Source organism: Candidatus Acidiferrales bacterium (assembly GCA_035934015.1).
In the GTDB taxonomy this organism is placed as follows: Bacteria; Acidobacteriota; Terriglobia; order Acidiferrales; family UBA7541; genus DAHUXN01.
The window spans coordinates 1-22,582 of the sequence record DASYYH010000020.1; the positions used below are offsets into that span (position 1 = coordinate 1).

The window sequence follows — 22,582 nt, forward strand, 5'->3', positions numbered from 1 at the left end:
ATTTGCCCTCAAAAACTCAATTCTAATCGCTTGTCCTATGAAGAATTAGAACTGACCGTAACTCGCACAAAACAAACAACCGGACATCGTTCTAATCGCTTATTCTTTCGATTTTTTGAAAAATTTTACGATTTCGGACACTGCCCCGAGGATGGGCGGAAGCTAGGCTTTCAGGGCGTGGCGATGGATGAAATCCTAAGCCGTGACTGGGCTGGCTTGAAGCGGCAGGTTCGCCGATTCCCACGCAGCTATCCCGCCGGCGATTTCGCTGACGCGGCTGAAACCCCCGCGCTGCAGCAAGCTGGCGGCGATGGACGACCGGTAGCCGCCCGCGCAAAAAACCACCAGGTTGCGATCCTTCGGCAGCTTTTCGAAATTCTCCGCCAGGTGATTCAGCGGAATGGGCATGCTTCCTTGAATGTGTTTCTGCGCGCGTTCGGTGGGCGTTCGAACGTCGATAGCCAGCGGCGGTTCCTTCGAGGACAAAAGTTCAGCAGCAAATGGGGCGCTCAGGCGCTCCGTCGAGACAGTCAGGTCCGGCCGCGATTTCAGGCTCTGCAGTCCATCCTTCAAATAGCCGACGATGTGATCGAAGCCGATTCGGCCCAGCCGCGTGGCCGATTCGTTTTCCCGGCCCGGGTCCGCGATGATGACGATCGGATGATTTTGATCCAGCACCGTCCCCGCCCACGTGGCGTATTGCCCGCTGAGGCCGATATTGATGCTGCCCGCGAGATGCGCCGATGCAAATTCGCCTGGGTCGCGCGTGTCGAGGATTTGTGCGCCGGAAGTTTGCAAGGCGAGCACGCCATCGAGCGTCATCGGATTCAACCGGGCAAGCGCTTCATCGAGCGTGGGCCGCTCCTGGCTGTTCAGTACGGCGTCATACGTGAAATACGCGGGAGCTTCCGGCTGATCGGCTGTCACAACTTTGATGAACGCTTCCTTGCTCATCGGCTGCAATGCGTAATTCGAGCGGCGCTGTTCGCCAAGTGTCGAAACCGTTTCCTTGCTGAGCGCCTTGCCGCAGAGCGAGCCGGCGCCGTGCGCGGGATAGACAAGGCTTTGGTCGGGCAACGGAAGCAGTTTCCTGTGCAGCGAATCGAAAAGCATGCTGCCGAGGTCCGCGGCGGACCACCCAAGCGCAACGCGCAAATCGGGGCGTCCAACGTCGCCGATGAACAAAGTATCGCCGGTAAGAACCGCGTGCGGCTGAGTATCGCTTGCATTGAGATCGTAGACGAGGATGGAGACGGATTCCGGCGTGTGGCCCGGTGTTTCGAGCGCCTTCAACCGCACGCGGCCGAATTCAACAATGTCCCCATCGTGAAGCGGAGTGAATTCATACGCGGCTTTCGCGGCGGCGCCGAGATAAATTTTCGCGCCCACTCGATCGCGCAACTCCAAATGTCCGGCGACAAAATCAGCGTGGAGATGCGTGAGAAACACGTGCTGGATCTTGAGTCCGTGCTCGGCGCAAAAAGCGATGTACTGATCCGTGTCGCGCTGCGGATCAACGACGGCCGCTGTGCCTGTCGCTTCGTCTCCGATGACGTAGGAAGCGTGCGCCAGGCACGGCAGATAAAACTGCTTCAGGATCACGCAACACCGTCCTTGCCCGCTGGCCTTTTACTTCGGTTGCGCAACGATCCGCAAATACGGCCGCGGGGACTTCCACCCACCCGGATATTTCTGCTTGGCTTCCTCATTCGAGACGCTGCCGCTGATGATGACATCGTCGCCGGGTTTCCAGTTCACGGGAGTAGAAACCTGGTGTTTCGCTGTGAGCTGGATCGAATCGAGCACGCGCAGCACCTCATCGAAATTGCGGCCAGTGCTCATCGGGTAGCTCAGCATCAGCTTGATTTTCTTGTCAGGCCCAATCACAAAGACCGTGCGAACTGTGGCGTTCGTCGCCGCCGTGCGTCCTTCGCAACTGTCGCCCGCGTCCGCCGGAAGCATATCGTAGAGCTTGGCGACTTTCAGTTGCGGATCGCCGATCATCGGATACTTCACTTTGTGGCCCTGCGTTTCTTCGATGTCCACGGCCCATTTCGCGTGGCTGCTCACAGGGTCCACACTCAAGCCAATGATTTTGCAATTGCGTCTTTCGAATTCCGAGTGTAGCCCGGCCATGTAGCCGAGCTCCGTCGTGCACACCGGAGTGAAGTCCTTCGGGTGCGAAAAAAGGACGGCCCAGCCGTTTCCAATCCACTCGTGGAAATTAACCGGGCCTTGCGAAGTTTCGGCCGTGAAGTTCGGAGCTTCATCATTGATTCGTAATGACACCGCGTTTCTCCTTAGTTTTGATTCACGTTCCTGCGATGCTGCTTTTTTCTTAGATCGCTTGGCCCGACTGTGGATTCGAGGTTACCAAATTTTCTTATCCCCGAAAACGGAAATCGAAATTGCGATGAGACCAGGCGGCTTATGTGGAATTCGGAGATTCCCTGCGCACCAGAGCTCGCGGTTGACTGGCCGTCGCGAATTCTTCACACTCCCACAAAATATCTGCGCCGCCCAATCGTCTACAACAGTAGATGACGCCAGCGCTGAGCACAGGCGAGATGGCAGAAGAACAGGATCGGCGGATCTCGGAAACCTTCGTGCGAGAGCAGGCTCGGCTGCGAAGCTTCATTCGCAGGCGAGTTCCGGACCGCAGCGACGCGGAAGACATTCTTCAGGATGTCTTCTCCGAATTCGTGGAGGCCTACCGCCTGATGAAGCCGATCGAACAAGCCGGCGCGTGGTTGTTTCGCGTGGCGCGCAATCGCATCATCGATTCGTTCCGGAAGAAGAAGCCGGAGGCGCTCGCGGACCAAGCGAAGCAATCAGCCAATGGCGAATCGCTCGCACTGGAGGATTTGCTGCCGTCACCAGAGGCCGGGCCGGAAATGGCCTATGCGCGAGCGATCTTGTTCGAAGAATTGGAGGATGCGCTCGATGAATTGCCGCGAGAGCAGCGCGAAATTTTCATCGCGCACGAAATCGAAGGGCGCAGTTTCAAGGAGCTCGCAGCGAAAAGCGGACACAGCGTGAATACGCTGCTTTCGCGCAAGCATTACGCAGTGATGTATTTGCGCGAACGGCTCCGGGATATTTATGACGAAATCAGCGCGCAATCCAATGCGCGAAGGAGATAAGACATGACACCACAATCGGCGGAAGACTTCACGCGCGATGCCACACATCGCGCCACGCATCGGTTGACCAGGCTGGTGATGTTCGGCATCTTTGCCACCGCCGCATTTTTTCTGTTCGGCGAATTTGTGCACCTTTTGTGGAATTGGCTGATGCCGGCGCTCTTCCATCTTTCAAGCATTACGTATTGGCAGGGGCTCGGCGTAATCGCACTGAGTTGGATATTGTTCGGAGGACTGCGCGGCCACCGCGGGCGGTGCGGCCATGGCCATAGCCACAGCGATCCGTGGCGTCGCCGCATGCAGGAGCGCATGCGCGAGCGGTGGCAACAAATGACTCCCGAAGAGCGCGAAAAGTTCCACGAATGGATTCGCGGCCAAGACGCGCAGGCCAAGGCGTGAATGAAAGGAAGCACGGCGATTTGACAGGAGAAACTTGGGCAGATATGCTGCATCTAACTGAGTTGAGGCATGAGCGAAATATGCGACCTCAATAACAGAAATAACAGAAATGTCTGCCGCATTCTATTAGCGCTCCCACTTAGACCCTTCCCAGGGCCGTTGGCGTAGTCTTTTCAACCGTTGTTTGCCGTTTCTGAGGTTTCCATTTTCCACTCCAATTCCCGCTTCATTTTGCGGGATCGCGTTTCACGGGAGCTCGCGATGAGCAATCTGAATATGTTTCAAAAACTCGAGCAGATCGAGGCGCGCTTCGAGGAACTGACAAAGGAACTTTCTTCGCAGGAAATCCATGCGGACTCGGGCCGCTACCAGAAAGTGGCGAAGATGCACGCGGAGCTTTCCGCCATCGTGGAAAAATATCGCGAGTGGAAGCAGGTCGAAAAAGGGATCGCGGGCGCGAAGCAACTGATCGCCGAAGCAGAAGACCCGGAAATGAAACAGATGGCGCACGAAGAGGAACACGCACTCGAGGCGCGGCGCGAAACCGTGGAGCGCGAGCTGAAAGTGCTGCTGCTGCCGAAGGATCCCAATGATGAGAAAAACGTCATCGTGGAAATCCGCGCCGGCACCGGCGGGGACGAAGCGTCGCTTTTTGCCGGCGAGCTGTTCCGGATGTACTCGCGCTATGCGGAAACGCAAGGCTGGCGCGTCGAGGTGCTCGAAAGTTCGGCTTCGTCGATTGGCGGCGTGAAGGAAATCATTGCGTCGATCCAAGGGCAGAAAGTTTACTCGAAGCTGAAATACGAAAGCGGAGTGCACCGCGTGCAGCGCGTCCCGGCGACGGAGCAGCAAGGGCGGATTCACACTTCGGCGGCGACGGTTGCTGTGCTGCCGGAAGCAGATGAAATCGACATCAAAATCGAGGCTAAGGATTTGCGCGTTGACACGTTCTGCTCGTCGGGGCCGGGCGGACAATCGGTGAACACGACCTATTCGGCCGTGCGCATCACGCACATTCCCACGGGGCTCGTGGTTTCGCAGCAAGATGAAAAATCGCAGATCAAGAATCGGGGAAAGGCCATGCGCGTCCTGCGCGCGCGGCTCTACGAAATGGAGCAGGAAAAGCAGCACCAGCAAATCGCGGCGGAGCGGCGCGGGCAAATCAAGACGGGAGACCGCTCGGAAAAAATTCGCACGTACAATTTCCCGCAGAATCGCGTCACCGACCATCGCATCGGACTGACGATTCACCAACTGACCGAAGTGATCGATGGAAAACTCGGGCCGCTGGTCGACGGGCTTGTGACGTACTACGAAGCGGAGCGATTAAAACAGGAGTTGAGCGACAACGGCGATAGCGGTGGAAAATCCGGCGGAAAGAGTGAATGACGGCGAACGCAAAAATTGATGCAACGTTGACGGTGCGCAGCGCGCTGCGGGACGGGATAGCGCAATTGCAGCACGCAAATACGCCGTCGTATGCGCTGGCGGCAGAATTGCTGCTCATACACGCGATCGGGCAGAACCGCACGTGGATCTACGCGCATCCGGAAGAGCCGCTTGCAGCGGAGACGGCTCGAAGATTTTTCGAACTCGTGGCGCAGCGCGGGCGCGGAGTGCCAACGCAATATCTGACTGGCAAGCAGGAATTCTGGGGAATTGAATTCAAAGTCACGCCCGCGGTGCTGATCCCACGGCCGGAAACCGAACACGTCATTGAAGTGGCAATCGAACGGATAGGAGAGCGACGAAAAGCGGAACGGCTGCGCGTTGCGGATATCGGCACGGGATCGGGCTGTATCGCAATCGCGCTGGCGCAGGAGTTGCCGCACGCTGAAATTATCGCGACGGATATTTCTGCTGCGGCTCTGGAAGTCGCGCGGCAAAATGCTGCGCGGCACGGGACGGCTGAGCGGATTCGCTTTCTCAAATGCAAATTGCTGGATGCAATCATCCGCGAAGCGCATGAGAAAGGTGATGATGCCCGGCTCTTTGATCTCATCGTCAGCAATCCGCCATACGTTGCGCGCGACGAAGAATCGCAATTGCCGACGGACGTTCGCGAACATGAGCCCGCGCGCGCGCTTTTCGGCGGAGCATCGGGTACGGAAATTTATGCGCCACTTGTGGCGCAAGCTGCGGAGTTGCTGCGCAGCGGCGGTTTGCTTGTCGCCGAAATCGGCTATGGGCAAGCAGAACGCGTGCGCGCATTGTTCGATGACACAGTGTGGAGCGGCGTTCGCGTGACGAACGACTTGGCCGGGATTCCGCGAGTTCTCTCCGCCGAGCGCGTGTAAGAGTCCGCCTGCCCTACAGCGCGACAGCTGCGCTTCCCTGCGTGTATCATTTTCGATAAGAGTTCATCGTGCCGAAACTTGCGCAATATCGCGCCAAGAAAAATGCAGCGATCGGTAGAGCGCCTGAGAATGTTTCGATTCTGCACGTCGATATGGACGCGTTTTTCGTTTCGGTGGAGCTGCTTGACCGGCCAGAACTGCGCGGCATGCCCGTGGTGGTGGGCGGACAGAAAAATCAGCGCGGAGTGGTGACTTCGGCGAGCTACGAAGCGCGCAAGTACGGGATTCATTCGGCGATGGCGCTGCGGACGGCCGGAAAACTCTGCCCACACGCGATTTTTCTCGACAATCGGCACGAACTTTATTCGCAGTGGAGCGACCGCGTGGCGGTGATTCTGGCGAAATTTTCGCCGGTGGTCGAAATGGCGTCGATTGACGAGGCGTACATCGATCTGAGGGGCACAGAGCGGTTGCTTGGGCCTGCGTTTGCGGCGGCGGACAAGCTGCTGCGCGAAATCACGCGCGCGACGGGACTGCCGTGCTCGGGCGGCCTCGCGAGCACGCGGCTGGTGGCGAAAGTCGCAAGCGACCAGGCGAAGCCGCGCGGGCTCGTCTGGGTGCCATCGGGGAGCGAGGAGATTTTTCTCGCGCCGCTCAGCGTGCGCAACATTCCGGGCATCGGGAAAGCGACAGAAGCTGCGCTCAACGCGCTGGGCATCGAAAAAGTGCACCAACTCGCAGCGGTTTCTCTCGAGCGGCTGGAAGAACTTTTCGGGCGATGGGGAACGGCGCTGCACCGCAAGGCGCTGGGGCAGGATACGTATGAATTTTTCGTCGACGCCGAGCCGAAATCGATTTCGCACAATTGCACTTTTGGGGAGGACACGGCGAATCGCGACGCGTTGGAATCGATGCTCAGCCTGCTGACGCAAAAGGCGGGCAAGCGGCTGCGCGATGCGGGACTATTCTGCCGCACGATTACGCTGACGCTGCGCTACACGAATTTTCAGACCATTACGCGCGGCCACACTCTGACGGAGCCGACGAATCTGGATGCAGCGATCCTCGCAACGATCCAAGAATTATTTCGCGCAACGTGGAACGGCACGGCGAAGATCCGCCTGGTGGGCGTGGCACTGACTTCGTTTCTTGCCGCTTCGTCGGCGACGGGGCAGCTCGAATTGCTGGACACGGGACGGCGCGAAAAGCTCGAACGGCTGGCAAAAACGGCTGACCGATTGCGCGACCGTTTCGGTTTTTCGAAGATTCAGCTGGGCGGCTCGCTGCGTGCGTCACGCGACGATTAATTCTTTAATCCATCGGCGAAAACGAGGCGCCGGAAAACGCGGACTAAACGTTCCTTCAAAACACGAAGATGGCGAAAGTTTCGCACCGAGGAATCACGTATAATCGCTCGACAATGAGTGCCACAGGAACAAATTATTCCGCGCCCGGGAATCGGCCGCCTCAGCGGGGTTCTTTGCGCGATTTTTGGCAGCGCGTCACGGAAGGGATGAAAATCCAGCAGCTCTGGGGGCAGATGAAGGCGGACGCGCGTTCGACGTATTCGTTCTATGCGCACGACGTGGATTGGGAATCGGTAAATAAAGGCGGACGATTGAGGCGATTTTTCCGCGGGGCGTGGGCCCTTTTTCAGGCCATGCTGATGAAGCTTACGCCGGCGCGGCGCGTGCTGCTGCTAATCGCGTGCGTTTTCCTTTTTTTGGATTTCCGATTCAACTTTGGCAATCTGCAATACGCTATCGATTTCGGCGGATTCGGCACATTCATTTTGTTCGTCCTGCTTGCGCTGGAGCTGGCGGATCGCGTAACGATGAAGCGGGACCTGCAAATCGCAAGAGAAATTCAAAACTGGCTCGTGCCGGATCATCCGCCGGTAGTTCCCGGCGTGGACATTGCTTTTGCCACGCGGCCGCAGAATACGGTGGCCGGCGATTACTATGACGCTTTTCTGCGCAGCGGGCCGGAAGGACACGCAGGGCAGTCGCTATTGCTCGTGGTCGCCGATGTCGCGGGTAAAAGCGTGCCTGCGGCGATCCTGATGGCGACGTTTCAGGCCAGCATTCACTCGCTGGCGGCGCGGCCGGGCAGCCTGGACGGGCTTGCGCGTGACCTGAATCGTTATGCCTGCGATCATAGCCTTTCGGGAATGCGCTTCACGACGGCGTTTCTTGCGGAATACGACCCCTCATCGCGGCGCATGGGTTACATCAATGCAGGACATAATGCGCCATTTCTTCGGCGCGCTTCCGGTGCGATGGAACGGCTGAGCCAGGGCGGGGTTCCCTTTGGCATTGATCCGTCTGCCGATTGCCGTTCGCAGGCCGCGGAGGTTGGCCGGGGCGATCTGCTGGTGATTTTCACCGATGGGCTGCCAGAAGCGGTAAATACCGCCGATGTGGAATATGGCGAAGAGCGAATCGAGCGACGCGTCGCGACGCTGGCGCATGAATCGGCAGCTTTGGTGTTGTCGATGCTGATGAATGACGTCGATACCTACGTGGGGCCGGCGCGGCAGCACGACGACATCACCTGCATGGCCGTACGCTTCCTGTAGACATCTTACACACATCCAGATTTGCGTGGGCCGAAGCTCAGGCAGATAATCCGACTATGAATGCGCGCGACACCGCCGAACGGATTTGCGCAAGACTGCGCGAGGCAGGCTATCAAGCGCTGCTCGTGGGCGGCTGCGTGCGGGATCTCATTTTGGGGCGAGAGCCGGCCGATTATGACGTGGCGACGGATGCGACGCCAGAACGCGTGCTGGAGCTTTTTCCAGGCAGCCTGGCGGTGGGAGCCCAGTTTGGTGTCGTGATTGTGGTGGAAGGCGCGGTGCAGGTGGAAGTTGCGACGTTTCGCGCCGATTTGGGCTATGAAGACGGGCGGCATCCGGTCCGCGTGGAATTTTCTTCTTCACCGAAACAAGATGCACTGCGGCGAGACTTCACGATCAATGGGCTGATGATGGATCCGCGCGACGGGCGCGTGCTGGATTTTGTCAAAGGGCAGGAAGATCTGCAGGCGCGGATCATCCGTGCGATTGGAGATCCCAAGAGACGATTTGAAGAAGACAAACTGCGGATGGTTCGCGCCATCCGGTTCGCGTCGCGCTTCGGTTACTCCATTGAAGAAAGCACGCATGCAGCGATCGTCTTGCGCGCGGCACAGATCTTGCAGGTGTCGCAGGAACGGCTGCGCGACGAGCTGACGAAGCTGCTGACCGAAGGCGCGGCGCGGCGGGCGTTCGAGTTGCTGGACAGCACGCATTTGCTCGAACCGCTCCTGCCGGAAATTGCGCGCATGCAAGGAGTCAAACAGCCGCCGCAATTTCATCCGGAGGGAGACGTCTGGACGCACACGCTGCTGATGCTCGAAAAGCTTCCGGCGGGCGTATCGCCGACGCTGGCATGGGGCGTGTTGCTCCACGATGTGGGCAAACCGCCGACATTCACGCCGCCTTCAAATCCGGCGGACCGCATCCGATTCAATGAGCACGTGGAGGTGGGCGTACGGATGGCCGAGCATATCTGCCGGCGGTTTCGCTTTTCGAATGACGACACAGAACAGATCTGCGCGCTGGTGGCAAACCATATGCGGTTCAAGGATGTACAGCAGATGCGCGCGTCTACGCTTAAGCGACTCGTGCGCCTTCCGCAGTTCGAGGAGCACCTCGAACTGCACCGCATTGACTGCCTTTCGAGTCACGGCGGCCTGGAAAATTATGACTTCGTGAAGAAATTCCTCGCACAAACGCCTCCGGAAGACGTGCGGCCGCCACGGTTGCTGACCGGCGAAAACTTAAAGGATTTAGGATACGCGCCGGGGCCGGTATTCAAGGAAATCCTGCAGGCTGTAGAGGATGCACAATTGGAGGGAGCAATCCACAGCCGGGACGAAGCGATCGAGTTCGTAAAGAGCCAATTAAGACGCAAATCCGTCTAAAGCTGGCGCATGGGCATTCCGATGATGGGCGATTGAAGATACGAGAAGAAGGGATGATTTTTTAGAAACATAAAGAAACAACTAGGGTTAGACTGAGGTGGAAAAATATTAGTATAACATGCTAAGATTTATTGATAGCTAGCCTATAGAGCGGTGTAACGCATGGGAGTGTGGATGCATCGAAGTTAAGTGGACCTGCCGCCTCGGGGGAGTTTTCCGAGCCGGCAAGGAAGGTTTGATTTATGGTTAAAAGGCCTACAAAAACAGTCCCGGCGGAACTGCCGATTTTGCCGCTGAGAGACACGGTCTTGTTTCCCGGCGCGGTGATGCCGCTGACGGTGGGGCGAGAGAGTTCACTGGCGCTGCTGGATTCCCTGCAGGGCGACGACAAAGTGCTGGGCGTGGTGGCGCAGCTTGATCCGCGCATTGAAGATCCGGTGGGTACGGACCTGCATGCCGTGGGCACCCTGGGCAAAGTGCACAAGATGGTGCGCACGCCCGGGGGCAATGTAGTGGTTTTCCTGGAAGGCGTGACGCGGATTCGCGTGGTTGAGATTTTGGGGATCAAACCGTTTCTGCGCGCGCGTGTGGAGGAAATGGCGGATGTAACCAATGACGTTCCGGAGGCAGAGCTGACGGCGCTCTATCGCAACTCGCAAGAGTTGTTTCGCGAAGTTGTCGCGCGGTCGTCACAGCTTTCCGATGATTTGCAAGGCGTGGCTGCGAACATGGAATCGCCAGCAGCGCTGGCGGACTTCATTGCGGGAACCTTGCCGTCGCTGACGACGCTGCTGCGGCAAGAACTTCTCGAGACGGCCAGCATTCGGCGCAGGCTGGAAACGCTGATCCGCGAGCTGACCAAGGAAAAAGAGGTTCTCGAGCTGCGCGCCAAGATTCACGAGCAGGTGCAAGAGCAAGTGAACCAGTCGCAGCGTGAATTTCTGCTGCGCGAGCAGCTCAAGGCGATTCAAAAAGAACTGGGCGACGCGGACGACAGCGGAGCGGAAGTTTCCGAGCTGCGCGAGAAAGTGGAATCTTCGGGGATGTCTGCGGAAGCGAAGAAAGAGTGCGAGCGCGAACTCAAACGGCTTTCGCGCATGACCCCGGCTTCCGCAGAATACATGGTTTCGCGGACGTATCTTGAATGGATGACTTCGCTGCCGTGGGCAAAAACCTCTGGCACGGAGGACATCGACATTTCCAAAGCGCAACAGATCCTCGATGAAGATCACTACGATCTCGAGAAAGTCAAACAACGGATTCTCGATTACCTGGCGGTGAAGAAGCTACAGCCGGGGATGAAGGGTCCGATTTTGTGCTTCCTTGGGCCTCCGGGAGTGGGGAAAACTTCTCTCGGCAAGTCCATTGCACGGGCCTTGGGACGGAAATTCGTGCGCATTTCGCTCGGCGGTATGCATGACGAAGCGGAAATCCGCGGGCACCGCCGCACGTACATCGGCGCGCTGCCGGGGCAAGTCATTCAGGGAATCCGGCGCGCGGAGACGACGGACCCGGTCTGCATGCTCGACGAAGTGGACAAGCTCGGTCGCGATTTCCGCGGCGATCCCTCCGCGGCGCTGATGGAGGTGCTGGACCCGGAGCAGAACTCGACATTCCGCGATCATTATCTGGACGTTCCGTTCGATCTCTCGAAGGTTCTGTTCATCGCCACGGCGAACTGGATGGATCCGATTCCCGAACCGCTGCGCGACCGCATGGAGATCATCGAACTTCCTGGCTACACGGAGGAAGAAAAGATTCACATCGCCAAGCGCTTCCTGGTTCCGCGCCAGTGCGCGGAAAACGGACTGAAACCGGGCGAGCAGATCGAATTCAGCGACGAAGGGCTGCGCGAAATCATCCACGGCTATACGCGAGAAGCAGGCGTGCGCAACCTGGAGCGCGAAATTGCGACGCTCGTGCGCAAGCAGGCGCGGCGCATCGCCGAGGGCAAGACGGACAAGCTCATGGTCACGCCGGAAGTCGTGCGCGATGTGCTGGGCGTCCCCAAGATCCGCAACGAGAAAGAAGTCGAGGAGCGTGTGGCGCGGCCAGGCGTTTCGGTGGGACTGGTGTGGACACCGGTGGGCGGAGATATCGTCTTCATCGAAGCGAGCACGATGCGCGGCGGAAAGCAGTTCACGATGACCGGGCACCTGGGCGAAGTGATGCAGGAGTCCATGCGCGCGGCGCTATCGTGGGTGCGGTCGAACGCCGAGATGTACGGCATCGATCCGGACTTTTTCCGCAAGCAGGACTTGCACATCCACGTGCCGTCGGGGGCGATTCCGAAAGATGGGCCGTCGGCGGGCGTGGCGATGGTGACGGCGCTCGTGAGCCTGCTGAGCGGACATGCAGTGCGGCCGCGGGTGGCCATGACTGGAGAGATTTCGCTCACGGGAGTCGTTCTGCCGGTGGGTGGGATCAAGGAAAAAGTGCTGGGCGCGAAGCGGGCGGGAATCAAAGAAGTGATCCTTCCCGCGGAAAACGAGGCGAACGTGAGCGAGGATCTGCCCACTGAACTGCTGGGAGATTTGCAGATTCACTGCGTGCACAACATCGACGAAGCGCTGCGCATCGCCCTCGGGCCGATCGAGCCGTGGGCGCAGCCGGTATCCGCGCCGCGCGAGAAGCGGCCAGCAGCAAGCCCGGTTCACTGAGCACAAAAAAATAAGCGGAAGCGTTGCATAATGAGGAGCCCGGAGGACGTTTGCCGGGCTCTTCCTTTTTTTAACAGAGTTCATGGGAGTCTTCTTGGCGTCGCGAAAGCACAAGCTTCGACGTAAACGCGCGCTGCGCACAAAGCGCACGGGGCGCATGCGAAAACGATCTCCCTCGAAGAGAATCTCTCCACGGAAAGTCAAAGCGCGAAAGCCTGCAAAGCGAAAAACAGAATTGCACCAGCGGGGATTGCCCGCGAAACGCAAGGTGCGCGCGGCAGCTTTGCTTCGTCCACGGCAGGTGGCGATTCGCGCGCAGGAAACGGCGTTTTCGGTGCTGGCGGCGCTGGACCGCGGCGGGCTCGTGCCGGAATTCTTGCGGCGATACGCCATCGAAAACCAGCGGCCCGGGCGCATCGCCAATCCGCTGCGCTACCGCGAACTGGTTGAAACGGTTCGCCGGGAAGCGTTGCTGGTTCTGGCACTACAGATCGACGATGAAATGCCGCAACGGCTTGGCGTGCGCATCGCACAAAAAATTACTCCCGCACAAAAGGAGCTGGTGAACCTCTTCCGCGATGAGTTTTTCGTAACGCTGGGCCGCAGCCTCAACTGGGGGGACGAGGAATTTCAAGCGTTTTGCAATGACCTTGAACTTTACCTTTCGCTGCGCGCGGCTGTGGCGCGGTCTTCGCGACATCGAGAAGCTTCGACTCCACCCGCCGGGCCGTTCGCCGACCGCTGCGGATTCCTGATTGACGCGCCGATGCTCGACCAAGGGCGGCGAGCCGCTGCGCGATTCGAAGCGGAACTGATTGCCACAGCCTCGCGAGTCCTGAAGAAAATCTTCTCCCAGCGCGGTTTCTGAACCGTAATCTCACCTGTCCGAAAGAACAAATGACTCATTGACGTCGCCCGAGCTGTTGACCATTGGCTGAGGCAAGGAATCCGCTATGCTGAGGGCAGATGCTGACGCTTTTCTACATTCTCGTCTGGCAGCAGATCGCACAGGGCCTGGTCTCGCTATGGGACGGCTGGAAATGGTTCACATCGGTACGCGGGCGGCTGACCGCGCATTCGGGCTTTTATGCTCCTCGCGTGGCCGTGATTTGCCCATGCAAAGGGTCGGAGACCGGCCTAGAGCCTAATCTTTCGGCGCTGGTGAATTTTGACTATCCGACGTACGAGGTTTTCTTTGTGGTGGCGAGCGCGCTGGATCCGGCGCGGATGGTCATTGACCGCGTTTCCGCGACTGCCAAAAAACCGACGCACATTCTTGTCGCCGGATCGCCCAAGGAATGCGGCGAAAAGGTGAACAATTTGCGCGCGGGAGTGCGTGAAGCAGGCGACAAGTTCGACGTGTATGTTTTTGTGGATTCCGATGCGCGGCTTTCGCGCGGATGGCTGACGCACCTGGTCGCGCCGCTGGCCGATGCGCACGCGGGCGCGGCCACGACGTATCGCTGGCTTTTCCCGAACCACGGAGGTTTTGCCAGCGCGCTGCTTTCCACGTGGAACGCGGCGATCGCCACGCAGCTCGGCGACCACGACCACAATTTCTGCTGGGGCGGGGGCACGGCCATACGCCGCGAAGCATTCACAAAAGCCGGTATTCTCGAAGCATGGCAAGGCGCCGTGAGCGACGATTGGGCGGTCACAGCGGCACTGGAGCGCGCCGGACTGCGTATTCTTTTCGTGCCGGAATGCCTGGCGCCAACACTCGTGGACGTCAATCCGGAGCAACTTATCGAATTTACGAACCGGCAGATGATCCTGACGCGCGTTTATTCACCGCGACGCTGGGGAATGGCGGCGCTCACGCATCTTTCATACTGCGTTACGGTGCTTTTTTCGATCTTCTTTATTTTCTATCGCATGCTCACGGGCGATTCCTGGACGGGGATTCTGCTGCTGGCGTTTTTTGTGGTCCTGCTAGCCGCGGGCAAAGGCGCGATGCGCGCCGTGGCGATTCAAGACCTGCTGCACGAATGGCGCTCGAAATGCGAAAGCTGGAGCTGGGCGTGGATCGCGCTTGCGCCGGTCGTGCCATTTCTCTTCCTTTGGAACTTCTCCATCTCTGCGTTTGAGCGCCAGATTCGCTGGCGCGGCGTGCGCTATGAGCTCATCTCCGAGACGCAGACGCGCGTCCTTTCGCACTAGATTCAGATTCAAAGTTCAGCGCGCAATGCTGCTGAGAAATGGGTAGTGCTCCGCAGCGGCCATGAAAAAAAGCATCGGAAACGAAAGCCAGAATGCCGTGCGCGAAGCGAAGCTCGCAAACTCCATCATCTTGGCCGCTTTCCCCGGAATGGGTGTGCCGTTTTCGGCGTTGGCGCGCGTCCACTGAATCATGCGCTTCTGCACGCGCCAGACGATGCCCCAGACGTTCATCATCATGATCAGCCCCAAACCTCCGCCGATGCTGATGGAGAGATGCGCGTTGGACACGCTGGAACCGGCATTCCACTCCAGCATCAGCCACGATGCCGCAACAACGACCACAGCGATCAGCATTGCACGCAGCCAGCCGCTCCCGGCTGGCCAATTCAGTGGCATTTGCAGAGCGTAGACGACGGCGTAAGCGAGAATCCAAACCAGGAACCATTCGCCGAACCAGCGCCACAGAAGGCCCGGATCACCGGCATTGTCGGCATCGGCTTGAAGCAGAATCGTGTAGTAACGCAGACCGACAAGAACGGTTACGAGAGCGGACCAGCGGAACCACGCCATCCCGCGAGATATCAGCGCAGGATAAATTTTTGAACGCGTGGCGCTGTCGAGAGTTTTCATAGCCGGCGTGCCGACCAGATTGAAAAAGTAGAGCAGGCCAATCCACAGGATGCCGGACACGATGTGGATCCAACGCAGGACGATTTCTTCGTTGGAAGTGGCGTTTTCGGGAAAGCTGAAGTGGGGATGAAATGCGATGGGATGAAATGCCAGCGAACTCGCAGCGATCATGATTCCTCCAAAAAGGCGTACTATCGCCAGTGCAAAATAGTCTAAAAATTCCGCTAAGACAATCCATCCGAGCGCGGCGCGGAATCTCGCAAACGCAATTGTTCGAGCGCCCAGCGAGCATGCTCGGCGATGATTGCATCCTCCAATTTGGAAAGCGCTTCCAGCCGCGCGGAGATTCCGGCGAACGCGGGACTTTTGCGGGTCAGATGCGAATTCCCGGCGGCGATACAGGCATTGCGGATCAGACCGCGAAACTTGGCGCGCTTCACGGGACTGCCGTGAAGGGCGATTCGATATTCTTCTTCGGTCAGCGAAAGCAGCCAATCAAGGCGTGGAGCAAGGAGCGTTTCGGAAGAACCCGGTGAAACGGCGCGCGGCTGAAATTCAGGAATCGTGGCTGCGGGCGCTCTGCGATTCCACGGACAAACATCCTGACAAATATCGCAGCCGAAGACCATCGATCCCATGGAAGCGCGGAATTCCTGAGGAATCGGGCCGCGAAGCTCAATGGTCAAGTACGCAATGCACCGGCGCGCATCGAGGACATAAGGCTCGACGAAAGCGTTCGTCGGGCAGGCATCAATGCAGCGGCTGCACGTGCCGCACATGTCGCGCGGCGGCGCCTCGGCCGGCGCCAGACTGGGAGTCAATTCAAGATCCGTGAGAATGACGCCCAGGAAAAGCCACGAGCCCATGCGCTGATTGATGAGACAGGTATTTTTCGCCAGCCAGCCGAGGCCCGCGTATTTCGCGGCAACACGTTCGAGAACCGGACCTGTGTCCACATATTCGCGCGCAAGAAAATCCTCGCCGAATTCGGCGCGCATCCAGGCTAGAAGAGTTTTGAGTTTGGGGCCAAGGACATGGTGATAATCGCTTCCCCATGCGTAGCGCGAAATCCAACCGCGAGGACTGTCAGCGTTTGCTTCGCTGCCAGCGCCCGCCGAAGCGGAATCTGCGGCAATGGCTGTCGAATATGGCGCCGCGGTATTATAGTTCAACGCGCAGACAATCACGGAGCGTGCGCCGGGCACGACGACTTCCGCGTGCATGCGCCGGTCATCCTGCAAATAATGCATCTCGCCCGCGTAGCCCCGCGCGAGCCATTCGGGCAGCTTTTGCAGCTCGGGAAATTCTTCCGCACGCGCAACGCCGCACAAATCGAATCCAATGGTTCGCGCCTGCTCGATAAGGCGCTCGGTCCTTTCGCCGCGCATGGCTTTTGCCAGCATGAAACTATCATGCACTAAAATTCGCGTGGCTGCTCTGGAATGCCTCGCCGAGCGTTGATACAATTCGCAGATATGGCAAACTGGCGGCAGATTCAAGGACGCATCCGGCGGGCGCGCACGAGCGGAGACCCCGTCGCCAAGCTCACCGAACTATTTCAAAAGACGCGCGACGCGATGGTGGCATTCGAGGTCGGCTCGCTCGAAGAGAAGGCCGGCCACAACGATGAAGCAATTCGCTGGTTCAAAGCCGCTGCGGAACGCTTCCGGCGCGCGGATTGGAAAAAGAAAGCTGCGGACGCACTGACGCGTCTGGGCGCGGCAGTGCCCGAAGGACTGTCCGCGCGCGCGGCGGTTTCCACCGAGGCGACTGAACACGCGGCAAACGAAGGCGGAGAAAGCCTCGTTGAGGAAGAGGACGTGCAAAATTCGGAAATGATGGGAAATTTGGAAACGGAGAAACTAGGCGTGAATCTTGAGCCGGAAGTGATTCACGAAGATCCGCAAGATCAGATCTTCAACCGCGAGCAGCCGCCGAGCGCCGTAGCGCGCGCGGCAAGCCAACGGCAGCCCGCCACCGAGCGCCGGGGACGGAGGCGCGGGCGGCGCGGAGGCCGAAGGCACAAGCGCCACGGAGAGGCTGGCAAGCCGGGAATGGAGCGTCCGACCGTGACGCCCGCAAGACCACCGGTGGAGCGAACATCCCGCTCCGGCATGGACGAGCGCGTGTATGCGCAGTCGGGCCGTCAGTCGCCGGCGGCACAGATTTCCGCATCTGCCCCTGTAGAAACTCCAGAGAGCGCGGCGACGCCCGCTTCGCGGTTTGTGCCGGAACCGAGCGGACCATTCGTGGAACGCACTACGTTCATCCGCGCGGGCGATCCGGCGCTTGCTTCGCGCTTCGCGCAACTGGAATCGCTTTTGCGGCGGTTGATTTCCGCGCCGCTGCATCGCATCGATGAGATCGCTGAAGCGCCCGCCGGACCCGGCGTCTTTCTTCTTTCGGATTCTGATTTGATGACCAATTACTACGTTGAGGCATGCCAGACGCTGCGCATCGGGACGAGCCAGCTGGCGCGCGCAGGACGCGCCGGGCGAGGGGCGCGCGCGGAAGGGAAAGCTTCCCTTCGGGCGCAACTTGCTGAACATCTGGAAATCAACGACACGCAAGTGAACGACTACCTGAAGAAGCACTGTGTGGTCCGCTGGCTGCAGCTCGATGAAGACGCACCGCACGTGGCGCATTTTGCCATCGCCGTGCTGCGGCCGGCGCTGAACACGCAATGAGGGGAATGATCTGACAATACAAAGTGAAAGGCGGCGCTGTGAATGCACAAAATAAAAAAGGCCCCCGCGGGGACTGCTGCAGGGGCCTTTTGATCTTCTGTGCGCTCTTTGCGCTGCGGAACGCGCTCCTTAGAACGTCAAATGCAGAGCCATGGAAATAAATCGTGGGCTTCCGAGCGCGTTTTGAATGAATCCTTCCCCCGGAGGCACCATGTTATTCCCAATCATCCCGGAGCTGCCAACTCCTGCCGTCGCTCCATACCACTGACAAACAAAACCATTTGAAATCAAGAAGTTGTTGGGGCTTGACTGGATGTTCGGCCCAAAACAACCGTCGAGGCTGAAGTTGTTCGAAGGTGCGTCAAAGCTGGGATGATTGAAGAGATTGAAAAACTGCGCGTCGTAACGCAGGCGGAAGCGTTCATTGATCTTGATGTTCTTGAACACGCCAAAATCAAAGCGGGTCTGAAACGGTCCGCGGAAGGGGTTGCGAGGTGCATTCCCCGTTGCGAAACCGCTTTCAGAGTAATCGCACGCCGCAGTTGGATTCGCGGGCTCATCCGTGGTGGGACCGCACGGAGGAACGCCGTTCGTTCCCGGAGCATTCAGGTTTGCACCAAACGCCGCCCCGTTAATGACCGGATTATTGGGATTCACGCCCGTCGTGCCCTGGAGCTGGACGCTGTGAACACTGCCGTTGATGATCGTAAGGAGCGGATTGGTGATGAAATTGTCTCCGGCGCCAAAATATTGGGACGCCACGTCGCCAGAGAAGTCATAGATGCTGTACGGATTGCCGCTCTCGGCCACGGTGACGCCACTAATTCCCCAGTCGTTGAGCGCCTTCGCCGCAAAACCTTCTGACTTGATCAAATTGGGCACGTTGTAAACGTAATTGATGGTCAAAACATGGGTACGGTCATAACCTGCGCTGCCGTAACCAGATCGGGGGTCCAGAGGGTTATTGCCGTTATAGAAAAGTCCTTCCGCGAGTCCGCTGCCCTCGTCGAGGGCGTGAGACCAGGTGTACGAAATATTGAGTTGCAATCCATGGCTCATGCGCTTGGTCATATTGAGTTGCAGAGCGTTGTAATTGGAAACCCCCTCCGCTTCCCAATAATCAGAGTTGGGGTTGTAGCCGATGTAGGGCACGCGAAGGGCTGTGTTGCCGTCGGCTCCCGTGAATTCGCCGATGGTGGTCATCACCTGCTCGGTCTGCAATGCGCCAAATCCTCCGTCGGCATCGGTGGCCTGAAATCCATACGAGTAGGTCTGGCCATTGATCGGTTTCCCGGGAATAGCAATCCCCGGCTGATTGAACGGAACCGGGATCAGTTCATGTTGGCCGTGATTCCCAACATAACCAATGTCAAAAAGGAGCGTGTTGTACGGCTGCCACTGCACGTCGAGCGTCCAATTCTCGGAGTAGGGCAACGTATTTTTCGGATCATAGCCGCCAAAAAGGAATGCAAAGAGCGGCGTGCTGGTTGGCGTGCAAGTGGGCGTCACAGGCTCCGGGCAACCGCTCAACCCGGATTGATTATGAACGAGAGATGCGACGGAATTGGGACCCGTCAGTGTATTGGGCGGAGGGGGCAAAGGTGACGTGCCGAATGGATTGTTCTGCAAGCATTGCACGCCGGTACAGCTGTTATGGACCGGAACCGTAAAGGGTTCTTCTGTGGTCACTCCGAACGGGCCGCTGATGCCCAGGCCAGCGCTCGGGGAAAACTCCGTAAAGAACTCTCCGCGGTCGGCGTATATACCGTAGCCGGCGCGAACGGTCACGTTCTTTACAAAGGATGGGCTCCAGGCAAGCCCCAGCCGCGGCTCAAACATCCATTGACGCCCGGTCAGAGTGGAATTATTGGCGCAGTTGCTCGACTTCGTGGCGCAGAACTCCTTGTTATTTCCCGCGATCACCAAGCCAATGTTGTTGACCGTGTCGGAAGCCAGATCATAGGAATAGGAGCTGGGATAGAAGTTCGTGAGCAGTCCGTTCTTTTCATAAAGCGGGCCATCCCAGTCCCAACGCAGGCCAAGATCCACGGTCAGGTTTGACTTTAGCTTCCAATGATCCTGAGCGAAAAGCCCTGCTTGCCGCGAGCGGAAATAGCGGTTCGTTTCGCCGTTTAGAATCGTGCCTCCGCTCCTGCCACCCAGATTGCCCGTAAGGAAATTCGCGAAGTTATTGAAAGTGAATGTGGCAACCTGATTTTCGCGATTGATGACATTGAGCTGGCCGTAATCGAAGATGCCACCGAAAGACAAATCGTGGTGGCCGTGGACCCAATCGTAGTTTGAGGCACCTTCAAATTGATTCTGAAAAACACCGGCATTTGCAAAATTGTTCGCCGGACCAATACGCAAGCCGTCGAATGTTCCTGAACCCGCGTTGCTAATCGTGATTCCGGGGAAGAAATTGCTGCCGAGGAGGTTGATTCCCGCCGTTGTGGGCGAAAGCTGCTGGCTCGTACCTGCATCCGCGATTTCGCGAATGAAACCGAGGCGCTGCTCCCAGGTCGAATTCGCATTCACGACCGTTGTGTTATCCAAGGACAGGACCTGGCTGCCGGCATGAAGAGTTTGCGGAAATCCAAGGACCTGGCTTACAGCAAAGGGACTCGTGGAAGGGTTCCGTTGATAATAATACTTGCCAGACATGCGATCCCTGGCGCTGAATTCGTAATCGATATTGGCATTGATCTGGTCTGCATGGAATGTACTTGAAGGACCCTGCTCCACGGCGTTGCCGCCAAGCTGACTGATCTCACTCACATTCGTGATGTTCTGCGAAGGAATGAGGTACTGCCCGCTTGGAGTCTTTGCCTGCATGACGGCCAAGGCGACATTGTCGATGTTCCCTTGGGGAACGCCGGCCAAAGTTGCGAGTGTTGCGGCGCTGCGGTCATTTGTCAGACCGCTAGGTACATTGACGATTGCTGTCGCGCCATTGGATGCGTCCGTTACTCTCACACCTTGATACGATCCAAAGAAAAATAGCTTGTCGCGAATAATGGGGCCGCCAAGCGTGCCTCCGAACGTGTTTCTGTGAAGCGCAGGGCGCGGCAGCAGCGGTTCTCCGGTGTTCGGATCGACTCCCGCAGCGTTAAAGAAGAAAGGCGCCGCATTCCAACCAGTGGTCTGATGATATTCGTAGAGCTGTCCGTGCAAATCATTGGTTCCGGACTTCGTGGTCAACTCGACGTGCGCGCCGCTGTTGGCTCCCTGCGAAGCGTCGTACATAGAGGTATTCACATGGAGTTCCTCGATCGTCTCCTGTGGCGGCGTGGGGAGGCCCTCGCCGATCGCGTCGTAAACGGAAGTGTTCGTCTGGATTTGACCGCCCGCCAGGAACTGCTCATTGGTGTTCAGGACGTAACGCGCCTCGCCAACCTGACTCGAAGACTGCCCATTGAACAAATTGTTCGCGTTGACGGAATTAAAGCTGAAGCTGTTGCTGGTGTCTCGCTGGCCATTCGCGAAAATATCCTGGTTGCCCAGTCCCGTGTTGGTTCCCGAGCCGCCGAGCAGATCGGCATTGACGCCGGGGGCCAAAATAGCGAGCTGAGTAAAACTGCCAGTGCCGAGAGGAATCGTCTGAATCACCTCAGGCCCGAGCGTGTAGCCGTTGGTCGTGTCCGTCTGGTTCATCAGCGGCGTTGCGCTCACGGTGATCGTTGTTGTTACTTCGCCGGCCTGCAATGTGACGTTCACAGTCGAGGCCAAATTTCCGCGAACCAAAATGTTCGAGTGGACCTCGGTCTTGAAGCCTTGCTTGGAAATCGTGACGGTGTACGTGCCAATGGGAAGATCGACGATGTTGTAGGAGCCGTCATTTTGCGTGTTGGCGCTGACGGTTAGCCCTGTGTCGACGTTCTTCGCTTGAACCTGCGCTTTGCCAACGACCGCGCCGGAGGTGTCCGTGACTGTGCCGTTGATGGAGCCGAGCGTTTGCTGTGCGCGAAGCGTCAGCGGGACGAGAGCGCTGAGGCATAGCGATACGCACAAGAACACCAAACCACGCAGAAAATTATTCAGCTTCATAAGTTTTATCTCCCACCACTTTAAGATAGTGACTGCTTCTACTACCAGTGCGATGGAGCGTCAAGACGACCTGTGAATATCTCTGGGACAAACACCCTCCAAGGCAGGTCCAAAGCCTCATCGAATAGAGACGAAGAATCTTGCGGACCTGACATTGCAGCTTCATATCTAGCGTGTTACGAGATAATGAAAGGCCAAGGGAAAGCTAACGGAAACAGGATCCTGATTACGCATGATGAGCTGAAATTGAGATGTGATTCAGCGGCAGAAGCGATTCAGCCACCTGGACTCGCACGACCACACCTTTTGGGAGAAGGAGTAGACCGGATTGAGATAGCAGGCAAAACTGACTTTGCCCAGCTTCCTAGGGCTGTTTATTCAGGCTTTCGACCGGCTGGGGCTTCGGATTAGCGTCCCACTGGCTGCCCCAGAGCGCCACTTAACCTCGAAAACAACCGTTTGGCTGTTTGTGCTGGACGAGCACCGGAAAAGCCTGCAAACTGTGGTGCGGTAAAGATTTAGGAGCTTTCTGTCCAGGGGATACGGGGATGGATGGCTTCGCTGGGATAATAAAAATACAGGGCAATCAAGAG

16 protein-coding genes are annotated in these 22,582 nt (G+C 57.9%); 11 read left to right on the plus strand and 5 right to left on the minus strand.

Annotated elements, in window-relative coordinates; genetic code table 11:
• Window positions 1-195: 195 nt before the first annotated feature.
• Both VGR81_09610 and VGR81_09615 read right to left on the minus strand, forming a co-directional pair.
• Window positions 196-1,602: an MBL fold metallo-hydrolase gene (locus VGR81_09610; GenBank protein ID HEV2289194.1), complete on the minus strand. Its 1,407-nt coding sequence runs from the start codon at window positions 1,600-1,602 to the stop codon at window positions 196-198.
• Between the two features lie 27 nt (window positions 1,603-1,629).
• Entirely contained in the window at window positions 1,630-2,289 is a 660-nt protein-coding gene (locus tag VGR81_09615; GenBank protein ID HEV2289195.1) for a peroxiredoxin, read from the minus strand.
• A gap of 317 nt (window positions 2,290-2,606) precedes the next feature.
• Here VGR81_09615 and VGR81_09620 point away from each other — a divergent pair, with 317 nt between their 5' ends.
• The 10 genes from VGR81_09620 to VGR81_09665 all read left to right on the plus strand — a co-directional run bounded on the left by VGR81_09620 (window position 2,607) and on the right by VGR81_09665 (window position 14,625).
• Window positions 2,607-3,143 carry a sigma-70 family RNA polymerase sigma factor gene (locus VGR81_09620; protein ID HEV2289196.1) on the plus strand — a complete coding sequence of 179 codons (537 nt, stop codon included), beginning with the start codon at window positions 2,607-2,609 and terminating at the stop codon, window positions 3,141-3,143.
• Window positions 3,144-3,146: 3 nt separating this feature from the next.
• Window positions 3,147-3,542, plus strand: coding sequence for a hypothetical protein (locus VGR81_09625; protein HEV2289197.1), 396 nt, complete (start codon window positions 3,147-3,149; stop codon window positions 3,540-3,542).
• Window positions 3,543-3,812: 270 nt separating this feature from the next.
• Window positions 3,813-4,931: a peptide chain release factor 1 gene (gene prfA, locus VGR81_09630; protein ID HEV2289198.1), complete on the plus strand. Its 1,119-nt coding sequence runs from the start codon at window positions 3,813-3,815 to the stop codon at window positions 4,929-4,931.
• Window positions 4,928-5,839, plus strand: a complete 912-nt coding sequence (gene prmC, locus VGR81_09635) for a peptide chain release factor N(5)-glutamine methyltransferase (protein HEV2289199.1) — start codon at window positions 4,928-4,930, stop codon at window positions 5,837-5,839. The genes prfA and prmC overlap by 4 nt, the downstream gene beginning before the upstream one ends.
• Window positions 5,840-5,907: 68 nt before the next feature.
• Window positions 5,908-7,146, plus strand: coding sequence for a DNA polymerase IV (gene dinB, locus VGR81_09640; protein HEV2289200.1), 1,239 nt, complete (start codon window positions 5,908-5,910; stop codon window positions 7,144-7,146).
• Between the two features lie 173 nt (window positions 7,147-7,319).
• Window positions 7,320-8,417, plus strand: a complete 1,098-nt coding sequence (locus VGR81_09645) for a PP2C family protein-serine/threonine phosphatase (protein HEV2289201.1) — start codon at window positions 7,320-7,322, stop codon at window positions 8,415-8,417.
• Window positions 8,418-8,473: 56 nt separating this feature from the next.
• Window positions 8,474-9,805 (plus strand): CCA tRNA nucleotidyltransferase, encoded by a 1,332-nt coding sequence (locus tag VGR81_09650; GenBank protein ID HEV2289202.1) that lies wholly within the window; start codon window positions 8,474-8,476, stop codon window positions 9,803-9,805.
• Window positions 9,806-10,047: 242 nt separating this feature from the next.
• Window positions 10,048-12,465, plus strand: coding sequence for an endopeptidase La (gene lon, locus VGR81_09655; GenBank protein ID HEV2289203.1), 2,418 nt, complete (start codon window positions 10,048-10,050; stop codon window positions 12,463-12,465).
• Window positions 12,466-12,700: 235 nt separating this feature from the next.
• Window positions 12,701-13,333: a hypothetical protein gene (locus tag VGR81_09660; GenBank protein ID HEV2289204.1), complete on the plus strand. Its 633-nt coding sequence runs from the start codon at window positions 12,701-12,703 to the stop codon at window positions 13,331-13,333.
• A 98-nt stretch (window positions 13,334-13,431) separates the two neighbouring features.
• Window positions 13,432-14,625 carry a glycosyltransferase gene (locus tag VGR81_09665; GenBank protein ID HEV2289205.1) on the plus strand — a complete coding sequence of 398 codons (1,194 nt, stop codon included), beginning with the start codon at window positions 13,432-13,434 and terminating at the stop codon, window positions 14,623-14,625.
• Between the two features lie 15 nt (window positions 14,626-14,640).
• Here VGR81_09665 and VGR81_09670 read toward each other — a convergent pair whose 3' ends face one another.
• The gene (locus VGR81_09670; GenBank protein HEV2289206.1) at window positions 14,641-15,426 is read right to left on the minus strand and encodes a urate hydroxylase PuuD; all 786 of its coding nucleotides are present in this window, start codon (window positions 15,424-15,426) and stop codon (window positions 14,641-14,643) included.
• 53 nt (window positions 15,427-15,479) lie between these two features.
• Window positions 15,480-16,658: a tRNA epoxyqueuosine(34) reductase QueG gene (gene queG, locus VGR81_09675; protein HEV2289207.1), complete on the minus strand. Its 1,179-nt coding sequence runs from the start codon at window positions 16,656-16,658 to the stop codon at window positions 15,480-15,482.
• A 72-nt stretch (window positions 16,659-16,730) separates the two neighbouring features.
• Here queG and VGR81_09680 point away from each other — a divergent pair, with 72 nt between their 5' ends.
• A complete protein-coding gene (locus tag VGR81_09680) occupies window positions 16,731-17,942 on the plus strand; it encodes a hypothetical protein (protein ID HEV2289208.1) in 1,212 nt (403 codons plus the stop codon).
• Between the two features lie 129 nt (window positions 17,943-18,071).
• On the opposite strand, the gene VGR81_09685 is transcribed toward VGR81_09680, so the two are convergent.
• Entirely contained in the window at window positions 18,072-21,989 is a 3,918-nt protein-coding gene (locus VGR81_09685; GenBank protein HEV2289209.1) for a TonB-dependent receptor, read from the minus strand.
• Between the last annotated feature and the right edge of the window lie 593 nt (window positions 21,990-22,582).